This window comes from Caulobacter sp. BK020, assembly GCF_004342605.1.
Taxonomy (GTDB): Bacteria; Pseudomonadota; Alphaproteobacteria; order Caulobacterales; family Caulobacteraceae; genus Caulobacter.
In genome coordinates, this window is record NZ_SLZL01000027.1 from 1 (window position 1) to 13,076 (window position 13,076).

The window sequence follows — 13,076 nt, forward strand, 5'->3', positions numbered from 1 at the left end:
AGCCCGGTCTTGAAGTGGGCGCTCTGGCTGCAATAGCCGCAGTTCTCGGCGCAGCCGCCGGTCTTGACCGACAGCAGCTGCGACAGCTGCACCTCGGACGGGTCGAAGCCGGCCCGGTGCACGGCGGCGGCCTGGAACACCAGCTCCATGAACGGCCGGTCGAACAGCGCCTCGACCTCGGCGAGGGTCCAGTCGTAGCGGGGGTCGTGACGCGACGGGGCGGGGTTGATCTGGGTCATGGCGCGCAGGTTTGGACTCCGCCAGTTTGATTGGCAAGCACGTCCCGCGTGCAGGGTCGCCAAGAGCCGATGGAGCCAAAGCCGGTTCGCCCGGTTATAAGGGTCGCATGGATCACGAAATCGAGCTGAAGTTCCTGATCGCCCCGGAAGCTTCGAACGGGGTCCTGGCCCGGCTCGAGGGACGCGAGGCCGTCCGGCAGCTCGACGCCACCTATTTCGACACCGTCGACCACGCCCTGCGCAAGGCGGGCTTTGGCCTGCGCATCCGCGACGGCGAGAACGGCCGCAAGCAGACCCTGAAATCGGCCTCGTCCGGCGGCGTCTTCGCCCGCGGCGAATGGGAGAGCGCGGTGGACGGGCCCGAGCCCGACCGCGACCTGTTGGCCCGCACCCCCGCCGCCAAGGCGGTCAATGGCGACGCTCTGGTTCCGGTGTTCACCACCAACGTCAAGCGCGTGATCCGGCTGGTCGAGCGCGATGGGGCGACCATCGAGGCGGCCTTCGACCGGGGCGAACTGCGGGCCGACGACCGGCGGGCGGAGGTCAGCGAACTGGAGCTGGAGCTGAAGGCCGGCGCGCCGCGCGTGCTGTTCGACCTGGCGCGCGACCTGGCCGCGCACGTTCCGTTGCGGCTGTCCCTGGTCAGCAAGGCCGAGCGCGGCTACGCCCTGGCCCTGGGCGAGGCGGACCGGCCGGGCGCCGAGGCGGCCCTGGCGGCCGAGGCCTCCACCGGCGAGGCGCTGCAGACCCTGGGCCGCGCGGCCCTGGATCGGCTGTGCACGGCCGCCGAGGCCCTGCGGGCCCGTCCGGGTCCCGAGCGGGTGCACAAGCTGCGGGTGGCGGCGCGGCGTTTCCGGGCCCTGCTGTCGACGTTCAAGATCCTGGCCGGCGGTCCCGACGCGCGGCATGTGAAGGCCGAGCTGAAGTGGCTGGCCGACGCCCTGGGCGCGGCGCGGAACCTGGACGTGTTCATCGCCGACGTCTGGCGGCCAGCTGTCGAGAGCCGACCGGCCAACGACCAGAGCGGGCCGGGGCAGGATCCGCTCGAGGCCGAAGCCCAGGACGAGGCCCGGGCCCTGGCGGCGTTCGGCAAGGCGCTGCTGGCCGCCCAGACGGACGCCTACGCCAAGGCCGGCGAGGCCGTGGACGGCGCCCGCTTCCGCGCCCTAGCCATCGACGCCGCCGCCTGGCTGGAGGCCGGCGCCTGGACCACCGACAAACGCCTGGAAAAACGCCGCGCCAGACCCGCCGCCGACTTCGCCGCCAAGGCGCTGGACAAGGCTCGCCGCCGGATCCGCAAGGACGGTCGCGACCTGGCCGCGCTCAGCCCCGAAGACCGCCACCATCTGCGCATCCGGGGCAAGAAGCTGCGCTACGCCGTCGAGGACCTGGGCGGGCTGTTCCCGGACCATCCCAAGCGCCGGGACCGCTTCGTCGCGGCGGTCAAAGACCTGCAGGACGCCCTGGGCCTGCTCAACGACCAGGCCGGCCGCGAAGCCCTGGCCCGCGAGGTGGCGCTGTCCTGCGACGATCCCGAGGCCGCCTTCGCCGCCGGCCGGCTGGCCGCCGGCGGGGCCGAGCACGAGGCCGAACTGCTGGCCCAGGCCCAGGGCGCCTATGTCAGCTTCGCCGAAGCCAGGCGATTCTGGTAACGTCTCCTTTCCGGAGGGGCGCGACATGAAAACGAAGATCTCGATCCTGGCCCTGGCGACCGCCGTCATCCTGGCGCCTGTCCCGGCCGCCGCCGACGCCAACAGCTTCAAGGACTGGACGGTGGTCTGCGACAACCTGCGGACCTGTGAGGTCGCCGGCTTTTCGTCCGACGACAGCGAGCTGCCAGCGGTGCTGCGCCTGAGCCGCGGCGGCTCGCCGAGCGCGCCGGCCAGCGTAGAGATCGACCTGATCGACAGCGAGGTCGATCTCGGTGGCAAGCCGCCGACCCTGCTGGTCGACGACCGGGTGGTGCTGACCGCCCGCGCCAAGCGCTCAAGCGAGGCCGGGGGCGTCACCGTCGTGCTCGACGACGCCCAGGTCGGGCCGCTGCTGGGCGCGGCGCGGAACGGGACGCTGCTGACGATCCGGGCCGGCGACAAGGACGTGGGCCGGGTGTCGCTGGCCGGCATGGTCGCGGCCCTGCGCTACGCCGACGACCAGCAGAAGCGGGCCGGCACGGTGACAGCCATGGTCGCCAAGGGCGCGGCGTCGGCCGCCAGCGTCCCCGCGCCGCCGGTCGCGCCTGTGATCCGCGCCGCTCCGGCCATCGCCCAGACCGGCCTGCCGTCCAAGCCGCCGGCGGCGGTCCTGGCCCTGGGCCGCAAGGCGGAATGCGACACCGAGCCGGGGTCGCAAGGCGAGCCGCGAGCCTGGCGCCTGTCGGCCGACAAGGTGCTGTGGCAAATTCCCTGTGGCGGCGGAGCCTATAATTTCAACGAGCTGTTCGTCGTGGTCGACAAGGCTGGCCGCGCCGCCCTGGCGTCGCTGGAGGGCGTCGAGGACGGCTTGGCCACCAACGCCGACTACGATCCCAAGACCCGGACCCTGACCGCCTACGGCAAGGGTCGGGGGATTGGCGATTGCGGAGAGTCCAGCGAGTGGGTGTGGACTGGCGAGGCTTTCGCCCTGTCCCTGATGGCGACCATGCCGGTCTGCCGCGGCTACGGCTATGACTGGCCCGTCGTGTTCCGCGCCGAGGTCCGGTAGCTGGGCATATAAAGAAATCCTTATGCCTTAATTGCGAGAAGGGGCGCGGCGCGGTATAGACCGCCCCAAGACCATCCCCCGACCGCAGGAGCCGACCGTGGCCGACTACATCGTCAAGGACATCTCGCTCGCCGATTTCGGCCGCAAGGAAATCGCCATCGCCGAGACTGAAATGCCCGGCCTGATGGCCACCCGCGCCGAATATGGCCCCAGGCAGGTCCTGAAGGGCGCCCGCATCGCCGGCAGCCTGCACATGACCATCCAGACCGCCGTGCTGATCGAGACCCTGACGGCGCTGGGCGCCGAGGTCCGCTGGGCCTCGTGCAACATCTTCTCGACCCAGGACCACGCCGCCGCCGCCATCGCCGCTTCCGGCGTGCCGGTGTTCGCCTTCAAGGGCGAGAACCTGGTCGAGTACTGGGAATACGCCCACAAGATCTTCGAATGGGCCGACGGCGGCTATCCGAACCTGATCCTCGACGACGGCGGCGACGCGACCCTGCTCTGCGTGCTGGGCCCCAAGGCCGAGAAGGATCCCTCGATCCTCAACAACCCGACCAACGAGGAAGAAGAAGCGCTCTACACCGTGATGAAGCGCTACCTGGCCGAAAAGCCGGGCTTCTATTCGGCGATCCGCGACGCCATCGGCGGCGTGTCGGAAGAGACCACCACGGGCGTGCACCGCCTGTACCAGATGGCCGCCAAGGGCGACCTGCCGTTCCCGGCCATCAACGTCAACGACAGCGTCACCAAGAGCAAGTTCGACAACCTGTACGGCTGCCGGGAATCGCTGGTCGACGCCATCCGCCGCGGCACCGACGTGATGCTGTCGGGCAAGGTCGCGGTGGTCTGCGGCTACGGCGACGTGGGCAAGGGCTCGGCCGCCTCGCTGCGCCAGGGCGGCGCCCGGGTGATCGTCACCGAGATCGACCCGATCTGCGCCCTGCAGGCGGCGATGGAAGGCTATGAGGTCCAGACCCTGCAGGACGTCGCCGACAAGGCCGACATCTTCGTCACGGCGACGGGCAACAAGGACGTCATCACGGTCGACGACATGCGCCGGATGAAGAACAACGCCATCGTCTGCAACATCGGTCACTTCGATTCCGAGATCCAGATCGCCGGCCTGCGCAACTTCAAGTGGGACGAGATCAAGCCGCAGGTCCACCATGTGGAGTTCCCGGACGGCAAGAAGATCATCGTGCTGTCGGAAGGCCGGCTGGTGAACCTGGGCAACGCGACGGGCCACCCCTCGTTCGTGATGAGCGCCAGCTTCACCAACCAGACCCTGGCCCAGATCGAGCTGTGGACCAACAAGGCCGCCTACCAGAACCAGGTCTACACCCTGCCCAAGCACCTCGATGAAAAGGTCGCCTTCCTCCACTTGGAGAAGCTGGGCGCCAAGCTGTCGACCCTGCGCAAGGACCAGGCCGACTACATCGGCGTGCCGGAAAAGGGTCCGTTCAAGCCGGACCACTACCGCTACTAGGCTTTCGCCTCGACGCGAACCGAAGGGCCCGCCGCGGAGACGCGGCGGGCCTTTTCGCTGTGCAATTGAGTTCATCAGGACCACTCGCCCTGTTCAAGGCCGCGAGGCTCGGCTAAGCCGGTGGTCATGCCGATGGCCCTGATCCTTTCCAGCCATGTCGCGGGCAGCCAGGTCGGCGCGACGGCCCAGGCTGCGGCGCTGGCGCAGTTCTCCATCGACTCGATGGTGGTGCCGACCGTGCTCTATGGCCGGCATCCCGGCTGGGGCCCTCCAGGCGGGGCGCCGACGCCGATCGAGGTGGTGGACGGCATGCTCGCGGGCGTCGAGGCCAACGGCCTGCTGGGGCTGACCGACCTGGTGATCACCGGCTATTTCGCCAGCGCCGCCCAAGTGCGCGCCACGGCCCGGGCCATCGACGCCGTCCGCGCCGCGCCGCGCGGCGACCCGCCCCACAGCGCCTTCGCCCGCACGCCGACGGTGATCGTCGACCCGACCATGGGCGATGCCGGCAAGGGGCTGTACGTTCCCGTCGAGGTGGCCGAGGCCATCGCCGCCGACCTGATCCCGCGCGCCGACCTTGTCGCCTGCAACGCCTGGGAGCTTCGGCGCCTGACCGGCCTGGAGGCCGGCGATCCGCAGGCGGCGGTGCTGGCCGGCCGGCGGCTGGACAAGCCGACCCTGGTGTCGTCCGTTCAGAACGGCGGCGAGATCGGCGTGGTCTATGTCGACGACCAGGAAGCCTGGCTGGCGGCCCACGCCAAGGCCGAGCGCGCGCCCAACGGCACGGGCGACCTGCTGACCGCCCTGTTCGCCGCCTCGCTGCTGGAGGGCCAGACCCTGTCGTACGGCCTGGCCCGGGCGGTCGGCGGCGTGGCCGAGACGGTGACCGCCGCCAACCTCTGGAATGCCCCCGAACTGCCGATCGTGGCCATGGGGCCCCGGGTCAAGCAGACCTCGCCCGGCGTGCGGGTCGAACGGCTGGCCTAACGGGCTGCTCCCCCAGAGGCGGAGGATCGCCCACGGTGGATGACAACCGCTTTGAGCAGGGTGTAGAGCCACGCCATGACCGTCGACATCACCGGCTTCTGCCCCGATCGCTTCTCCGCCGTCCGTGACGCCTTCGCCGCCAATTTCGAGGACGGCGGCGAGCTGGGCGCTCGGTTCAGCCTGGCGATCCATGGCGAGGTGGTGGTCGACCTGATGGGCGGGTTCGCCGACCGCAAGCGCGGGGTCGCCTTCGGCCCCGACACCCTGACGCCGCTGTTCTCGACCACCAAGGCCGTGGCCGCCCTGCTGATCGCCCGGCTGGTGGACCAGGGCAGGCTGACCTACGACCAGACGGTGGCCTCGGTCTGGCCGGCGTTCGCCCAGGCCGGCAAGCAGGACGTCACCGTCGGCCAGATGATGTCGCACCAGGACGGCCTGTCGGGCTTTCCCGACGAGACCGATCCCGCCATCTGGTTCGACTGGGAGGCGACCACCGCCAAGCTGGCCGCGATGGCGCCGCTTTGGCCGATCGGCTCGGCCAGCGGCTATCACCCGGTGACCTTCGGCTTCACCGCCGGCGAGATCTTCCGCCGGGTCGACGGCCGGACCATGGGGACCGCCCTGCGCGAGGACCTGGCCGAGCCGCTCGACCTGGACATCTGGATCGGCCTGCCCGACAGCGAGCACGCCCGTTGCGCCGAGCTGATGCGGCCGACCGCCATGCCCAAGTTCGGGACGATGAACGAGGCGGTGAAAGCCGCCTTCATGACCAAATGGGCGGCCCCGGGCGGGCGCGGCACGGCCGACTGGCGGCGGGCCGAGATCCCGTCGGCCAACGGCCACGCCACCGCCCCGGCCCTGGCGCGGCTGATGGGGGCCCTGGCCTCGGGCGGCGAGCTGGACGGCGCGCCGGTGCTGTCGCCGGCGGTGATCGCCCAGGCCAGCGCCGAGCGGATCGTCGGTCAGGACCTCGTCCTGCCCTATGTGATCAGCTGGGGCGCGGGCTTCATGCGCAACACGCCCAACTTCTTCTACGGCCCGACGGCCGACGCCTTCGGCCACAGCGGCTGGGGCGGCTCGTGCGCCTTCGCCGACCCGTCGCGCGGCGTGTCCGGGGCCTATGTGATGAACAGGCAGGGGACCGAACTGATCGGCGATCCCCGCGCCGTGCGGCTGATCCAGGCGGCGTACGGCGCGCTGTAGCGCTTTCAAGGGGCGGACACATGGGCGGGGTCAGAGGCAGGATCAGGATCGCGGGCGTCGCCGGCCTCGTCGCCATGGCCTGGATCTCGACGGCCCAGGCCCAGGACGCCGGGCGCGACTTTTGCGCCGACCGGCCGGGCAAGGGCTCGCCGCCCTGCGTGCTCGACGCCGGACGCTTCCAGGCCGAACTTGGGGTGGCCGACGGCGCCTGGAGCCGGGGCGGCGGGGTCTCGACTGACGACCTGGCCTTCGGGGCGGTCGAGCTGCGCCTGGGCCTGACGCCGACCGTCGAGGGCCAGCTCAGCTGGACGGCGCACGAACGGATCCGCCAGAAGGATCGGGCCTCCGGCGCGACCTCGACCGTGGACGGGATCGGCGACCTCAGCCTCGCCCTGCGCTGGTCGCTAAGCAATCCGGCCGGCGACGGCGTCTCGGTCGCCGTGCAGCCGTTCGTCACCGCGCCGACCGGGGCGGAAGGGATCGGCGGCGACGCCTGGCAGGGCGGGGTGATCGTCCCGGTGTCCCTGCCGCTGAGCGCCGACTGGTCGCTGGCCCTGTCGCCGGAGCTGGACGTGCGGGCCGACGCCGACGGCGCGGGCCGTCACGCCGGGTTCGGCGGCGCGGTCGGCGTGGGGCGGTCCTTCGGCCCGGTGGCCCTGGGCGTCGAGCTGTGGGCCGACCGCGACGAGGATCCGTCGGGCCATGTCACCTCGGCCAGCTTCGACCTGACGGCGGCCTGGACCTCGGCCTCGGTCAGGGACCTGCAGCTGGACGCCTCGGCCTATGTCGGCCTGAACCGCGACACGCCGGACCTGGAAGTGGCGGTGGGCGTGGCCAAGCGGTTTTAGGTTGAGTAGCTCCGCTCCTCCCGGCCAATGCCGGTAGCCAGATGGCCTAGCTGGGAGGCCGACGCCAGAAAGCGCAGAGCCTCTCCAACCAACCCCACCGCCATGGGATCCGGGCCCCGGCGTTCGCCGGGACGAGTGGATTCAGGGAGAGGCCAAGCCCCGACCGCCGCCCCGCACCGGTCCCCCGCCCGACCCGCTGCGCTGACCACCCTCACCGCACGGGGAGGGATGGTGTGTTTGCTGGAATCGCCCTGCCCGACGTTGGGGACACGCACTCACGGCAGGCGCCCTGTAAACAATCCGGCACCCTGCCGTGAGTGCGCGTCCCCGGCCGCCGATCGGCGTCCGTGTTGATCAAGTAAGTAAGAATTTGTTTCATATTTGAGATTGAACGCCCCGGGATGCAATCTTCGCGGCGGTCTTGAGGCATTTCACCGGCAGTCGTCAGTCGTCCCTCCGCTTGGTATATCGTGGATATTTTGAGCTTCCACCGCTGACAACAGATCTTGCTCAATTCAGCAAAATGAAGATCTAAAACGAGCCGTGCACTGAGCGAGTGGAATAATACTTCGACAATCGAAATCTACCATCGCCCACGGAACTGACTTCCGCAGCTGATACGCACGCTCTCGATTGCGAAATGCTGAAAACTTCGACATCGTCCTGTCATCGAGCGCCTCTAGGCTGAATCAAGATCGCGACCGTGCTGGAAGCGCCTAGAACACTCGGCCCACCCAAGACCCCGCGGCGACCGTCCAGAACAAGACCCCCTTCGGAGGAAACCCATGACCACCCTGACCGTGGGCGATCTCGCCCTGATCGGCTACAGCGCCGACACCGGCGGCAAGTCGTTCTCGTTCGTGCTGCTGACGGCGGTCGAGGCCGGCACGGTGATCAGCTTCACCGACAACGGCTGGCTGGCGGCGGGCGGGTTCCGGGCCGGCGAGGGCGTCTACACCTACACCGCCGGGGCCGGCGGGGCGCCGGCGGGCACGGTGATCACTGTCACGGGCCTGACCGGCTCGCTGAACCCCTCGACCTCGGGCGACCAGATCATCGCCTATCAGGGCTCGGGTCCGTCGGCGACGCCGCTGTTCGCCCTGGACTTCGCCGACGGCAACACGACCTACGCCGGCGACGCGACCAATTCCAACACCTCGGCCATTCCGACCGGCCTGGCGACCGGCAGCACGGCCCTGGCCTTCGGGACCGACAACGGCGCCTATGTCGGGACCACCACCGGGACCAAGGCCGAGATCCTGTCGGCCATCGGCAATTCGGCCAACTGGTCGCTCGATGACGGCGTTCCGGTTCCCTACAAGACCGGCTTCACCGTCACCGACGGCGGTACGCCCAGCGCCAATGTCTCGATCAGCGACGTCACCCTGACCGAAGGGGATTCCGGCGACCAGGTGATGACCTTCACGGTCACCCGCACCAACACCACCGGCGCCTTCACGGTCGATTTCGCCACCCACGACGGTTCGGCCCAGGCCGGCAGCGACTACGACGAGACCCACGGGACCCTGAACTTCGCGGCCGGCGGCCCGGCCAGCCAGACCGTGTCGGTGACCCTGCACGGCGACGCGACGCCCGAGCCGAACGAGACGTTCACGGTCAATCTTTCCAACCTGGTGGTGACCAGCGGCGCGGCGGCCCTGATCGACGCGGTCGGCCAGGGCGCCATCGTCAACGACGACTTCGCCCCCGTGGCGATCTACGACATCCAGGGCGCCGGCCACGTCTCGGCCTATGACGGCCAGACCGTCTCGACCCGGGGCGTGGTGACGGCCATCGACACCACCGGCTCGCGGGGCTTCTGGATCCAGGACGTCGCGGGCGACGGGAACGACGCCACCTCGGACGCCATCTTCGTATTCACCAACGCCATTCCGACCGTCCATGTCGGCGACCTGGTGCAGGTCAGCGGCACGGTCGACGAGTACACCGGCGGCGTCGCCACCAACCTGTCGATCACCGAAATCGCCGCTCCGACCGTCAGCGTGATCGGCACAGGGACGGTCGCCCCCACCGTGCTGGGCGCCGGCGGCCGCGCCATCCCCAACACGGTGATCGACGACGACCACCTGGGAAGCTTCGATCCGGCCACGGACGGCGTCGACTTCTACGAGTCGGTCGAGGGCATGCTGGTCACCGTCCACAGCGCCCAGGCGACGGGCGCCACCTACCAGGGCCAGACCTGGGTGGTGGCCGACAACGGGGCGAACGCCACCGGCCTGAACGACCGCGGCGGCGTCACGGTCTCGGACGGCGACAACAATCCCGAGCGGATCCTGGTCTATGCCGACAGCGGCGTGAACCCGGGCTTCTCGGCCGGTTACGTGCTGGGCGACCACCTGGGCGACGTGACCGGCGTGATCAGCTATTTCGGCGGCGAGTACGAGGTGCTGGCGACCTCGGTCCAGAACACCACCAGCAACGGCCCCGTGCCGCTGGAGACCACCAGCCTGGCCGGCGACGCCAGCCACCTGGCGATCGGCGCCTACAACCTGGAAAACATCTCGCCGCTGGACCCCGACGCCAAGTTCGCGGCCCTGGCCGCCGACATCGCCCATAACCTGGGCGCGCCCGACATCCTGGGCGTCGAGGAGATCCAGGACTCCGACGGGATCGGGACGGGTTCCGACCTCAGCGGCGCGGCGACCCTGAACAAGCTGGTGGCGGCCATCGAGGCGGCCGGCGGCCCGCATTACAGCTGGGTCGAGGTGGCCCCGACCACGCCGAACAGCACCGGCGGCCAGAGCAACGGCAACATCCGCAGCGCCTTCCTGTATCGCGCCGACCGGGTGGACTATGTCGAGGGCTCGGCCCGGCTGATCCAGGACACCACGGGCACGACCGACGCCTTCCACAACAGCCGCAACCCGCTGGCGGCCGAGTTCGTGTTCCACGGCGAGACGATCACCGCCATCGACGTTCACAACTATTCGCGCGGCGGCAGCGACCCGCTGTTCGGCGCCAACCAGCCGGCGGTCACCAACGGCGACGACCGCCGCGTCGACCAGACCACGGCCGTGCGCGACTATGTCCAGGGCCTGCTAGCCGCCGATCCAGACGCCCACGTGACGGTGATGGGCGACTTCAACGGCTATTATTACGAACAGACCCTGACCCTGCTGGAGGCCAATGGCGACCTCTACAACCTGGCCCGGACCCTGACCCCCGAGGAGCGCTATTCCTACATCTTCGAGGGCAACGCCCAGCAGATCGACAACCTGCTGGTCTCGCAAAGCCTGAAGGACGGGGCGGTGTTCGACAACGTCCACCTCAACACCGGCCAGGCGGCGATCGACCAGCCCACCGACCACGACGCCATCCTGGCCCTGCTGTCGGTCAACACCGCCCCGGTGGCGACGCTGGACGGCGTCTTCACCGTCGCCGAGGATACGGTCCTGACCGTCGACGCGGCCCATGGCGTGCTGGCCAACGACAGCGACGCCAACAGCGACGCCCTGAGCGCCGTGCTCGGCCAGGGGCCGACCTACGGGACCCTGGTGCTGAACGCCGACGGCTCGTTCGTCTATACGGCCGGCGCCGACTACAACGGCGGCGACAGCTTCACCTACACGGCGCACGACGCGTTCGGCGGCGTGTCGGGCGTGGTGACGGTCCAGCTGGGCGTCACGGCGGTCAACGACGCCCCGATCGGCGCGGCCGACACGGCCTCGGTGGCCGAGGACGCCGCGATCCTGGTCGACGTCCTGGCCAACGATCACGATGTCGACCTGGACGGCCTGGTCGTCGCGACGCTGTCGGGCGCCAAGTCGGCCCTGGGCGCCTCGATCAGCATCGAGAACGGCCAGGTCCGCTACGTGGCTGACGCCGACGCCTTCGATCAGCTGGCCGCCGGCCAGTCGGTGGTCGACAGCTTCACCTACACCGCCTCGGACGGCCACGGCGGCCTCACCGGCCCGATCACGGTCAGCGTCACGGTGGGCGAGGCCGGCGACAATCGCAGCCTGTCGGGCGGCTTGTGGCAGACCAACAGCTTCACCGACATCGCCGGCAAGGACACTACCTATACCGGCGGGCTGCTGAAGGACGTGATCGACGGCGGCGACGGCGCCGACACGCTGAGGGGCCTGGCGGGCTACGACACGCTGACCGGCGGGGCTGGAGCCGACTTCCTGGATGGCGGGCTGGACGGCGACTACCAGCGCGGCGGGGCCGGCGCCGACCGGATCGTCTATGACGCGGCCGACTATGTGATCGACGGCGGCGCGGACCGCGATACGCTGATCCTGAACGTCGGCGCGACCGTGACCCTGGCCAACATGTCGACCAGCCAAGTCGCGGGCGGGGCCTATGTGGCGGGCTTCGAGGATGTCGACGCCTCGGGCGCGACGGCCGGTGTGGTCCTGAACGGCTCGGCCTACAACAACAGCCTGATCGGCGGGGCGGGAGCGGACGTTCTGGTCGGCGGGGCGGGCTTCGACACCCTGGCTGGCGGAGCGGGCAATGACGTCCTCGACGGCGGCGCCGACAGTGACTACCAGCGCGGCGGCGAGGGCGACGACCGGATCGTCTACGACGCGGCTGACTACGTGATCGACGGCGGGTCGGGCCGCGACACCCTGGTCCTCAACGTGGCGGCCGTGGTCAACCTGGCCAACCTGTCCAGCAGCCAGATCGCCGGCGGAACCTATGTCTCCAGCTTCGAGAACGTCGACGCCTCGGGGGCGAGCGCGGGCGTCACCCTGACCGGCTCGCAGTTCGCCAACAGCCTGGCCGGCGGGGCGGGGGCGGACGTGATCTCGGGCGGCGGCGGCGCGGACCTGCTGGCCGGTGGGCTAGGCGCCGACACCTTCGTGTTCACCGCCGCCACGGACTCCGCGCCGGCGGGCCGGGACGTCATCCTCGACTTCGGGGCGGGCGACCGCATCGATCTGTCGGCGATCGACGCCAACACCGGCCTGGCCGGCGACCAGGGCTTCACCCTGAACAACCAGACCGGCCATGCCGGCGACATGGCGGTGTTCTACGACGCGCAGGGCGACCGTACGGTGGTGCTGCTCTACACCGACAACAGCGGGCAAGCCGCCTCGATCTTCGAACTGGCCGGCCACCACGGCCTGACCTCGTCGGACTTCATCTTCTGATCCTGGCGCAGTGAGCGAGCGGCGCCGTCCCGACCAGGGCGGCGCCGTCAGTGCACCATGCCGGTCGGGGCGCTGGCTTCAACGGCGACCGTGGCCAGCACGGCGCGGCGCTCGTCCAGCACCTCGACCAGCAGGGTCCCGTCCTGGGCGAACTCGTCGGCGTTGTCGCGCAGCCACTCGCCGGCGATCCGCGCCGCCTCGATCTTGGCGGCGTCCAGGTCGTCGAACACCTCGCCCTCGTCGTCGGTCAGGACCTGACCATCGCTGAGCTGGAAGAAGTAGCGCACCGGCCCGGCCTCACATCGTGTCGCGGCGCGACCTCAGGGCCTGCTCGACGGCCTCGGCCGAGACGCCCACCTCGGTCACCGTGTTGCGCAGCTGGTCGGCGCTGACGCCGAACTTGCCGGTCCAGTAGGCCAGCTCATGCGGCTCGTTGACATTGATCCGCGCCCGGTCCTGGGGGCCGCGGTCCTGCAGATTGTCGGCCATG

9 protein-coding genes and 1 pseudogene are annotated in these 13,076 nt (G+C 69.9%); 7 read left to right on the forward strand and 3 right to left on the reverse strand.

The annotated features are described in order from the left end of the window. Window positions 1-239: pseudogene (locus EV278_RS22025) on the reverse strand (biotin synthase); the annotation flags it as partial. A gap of 107 nt (window positions 240-346) precedes the next feature. On the opposite strand from EV278_RS22025, the gene EV278_RS22030 reads away from it, so the two are divergent. From EV278_RS22030 to EV278_RS22060, 7 genes are all read left to right on the forward strand, one after another. Beyond that, window positions 347-1,891 (forward strand): CHAD domain-containing protein, encoded by a 1,545-nt coding sequence (locus EV278_RS22030; RefSeq protein ID WP_132096073.1) that lies wholly within the window; start codon window positions 347-349, stop codon window positions 1,889-1,891. 25 nt (window positions 1,892-1,916) lie between these two features. Further along, a complete protein-coding gene (locus EV278_RS22035) occupies window positions 1,917-2,939 on the forward strand; it encodes a DUF1176 domain-containing protein (RefSeq protein ID WP_165916744.1) in 1,023 nt (340 codons plus the stop codon). A gap of 97 nt (window positions 2,940-3,036) precedes the next feature. Continuing rightward, a complete protein-coding gene (gene ahcY, locus EV278_RS22040; RefSeq protein ID WP_132096076.1) occupies window positions 3,037-4,428 on the forward strand; it encodes an adenosylhomocysteinase in 1,392 nt (463 codons plus the stop codon). A gap of 126 nt (window positions 4,429-4,554) precedes the next feature. Continuing rightward, a complete protein-coding gene (locus EV278_RS22045) occupies window positions 4,555-5,415 on the forward strand; it encodes a bifunctional hydroxymethylpyrimidine kinase/phosphomethylpyrimidine kinase (protein WP_132096078.1) in 861 nt (286 codons plus the stop codon). A 75-nt stretch (window positions 5,416-5,490) separates the two neighbouring features. Continuing rightward, window positions 5,491-6,618 carry a serine hydrolase domain-containing protein gene (locus EV278_RS22050; RefSeq protein WP_132096080.1) on the forward strand — a complete coding sequence of 376 codons (1,128 nt, stop codon included), beginning with the start codon at window positions 5,491-5,493 and terminating at the stop codon, window positions 6,616-6,618. Window positions 6,619-6,638: 20 nt separating this feature from the next. Next, window positions 6,639-7,466 (forward strand): transporter, encoded by an 828-nt coding sequence (locus EV278_RS22055; protein ID WP_132096082.1) that lies wholly within the window; start codon window positions 6,639-6,641, stop codon window positions 7,464-7,466. 785 nt (window positions 7,467-8,251) lie between these two features. Next, window positions 8,252-12,586 (forward strand): Ig-like domain-containing protein, encoded by a 4,335-nt coding sequence (locus tag EV278_RS22060; RefSeq protein ID WP_132096084.1) that lies wholly within the window; start codon window positions 8,252-8,254, stop codon window positions 12,584-12,586. 47 nt (window positions 12,587-12,633) lie between these two features. On the opposite strand, the gene EV278_RS22065 is transcribed toward EV278_RS22060, so the two are convergent. Both EV278_RS22065 and EV278_RS22070 read right to left on the reverse strand, forming a co-directional pair. Beyond that, a complete protein-coding gene (locus EV278_RS22065; RefSeq protein ID WP_132096086.1) occupies window positions 12,634-12,873 on the reverse strand; it encodes a hypothetical protein in 240 nt (79 codons plus the stop codon). A 10-nt stretch (window positions 12,874-12,883) separates the two neighbouring features. Next, window positions 12,884-13,075 (reverse strand): DUF3606 domain-containing protein, encoded by a 192-nt coding sequence (locus EV278_RS22070; protein WP_132096088.1) that lies wholly within the window; start codon window positions 13,073-13,075, stop codon window positions 12,884-12,886. Window position 13,076: the final 1 nt, after the last annotated feature.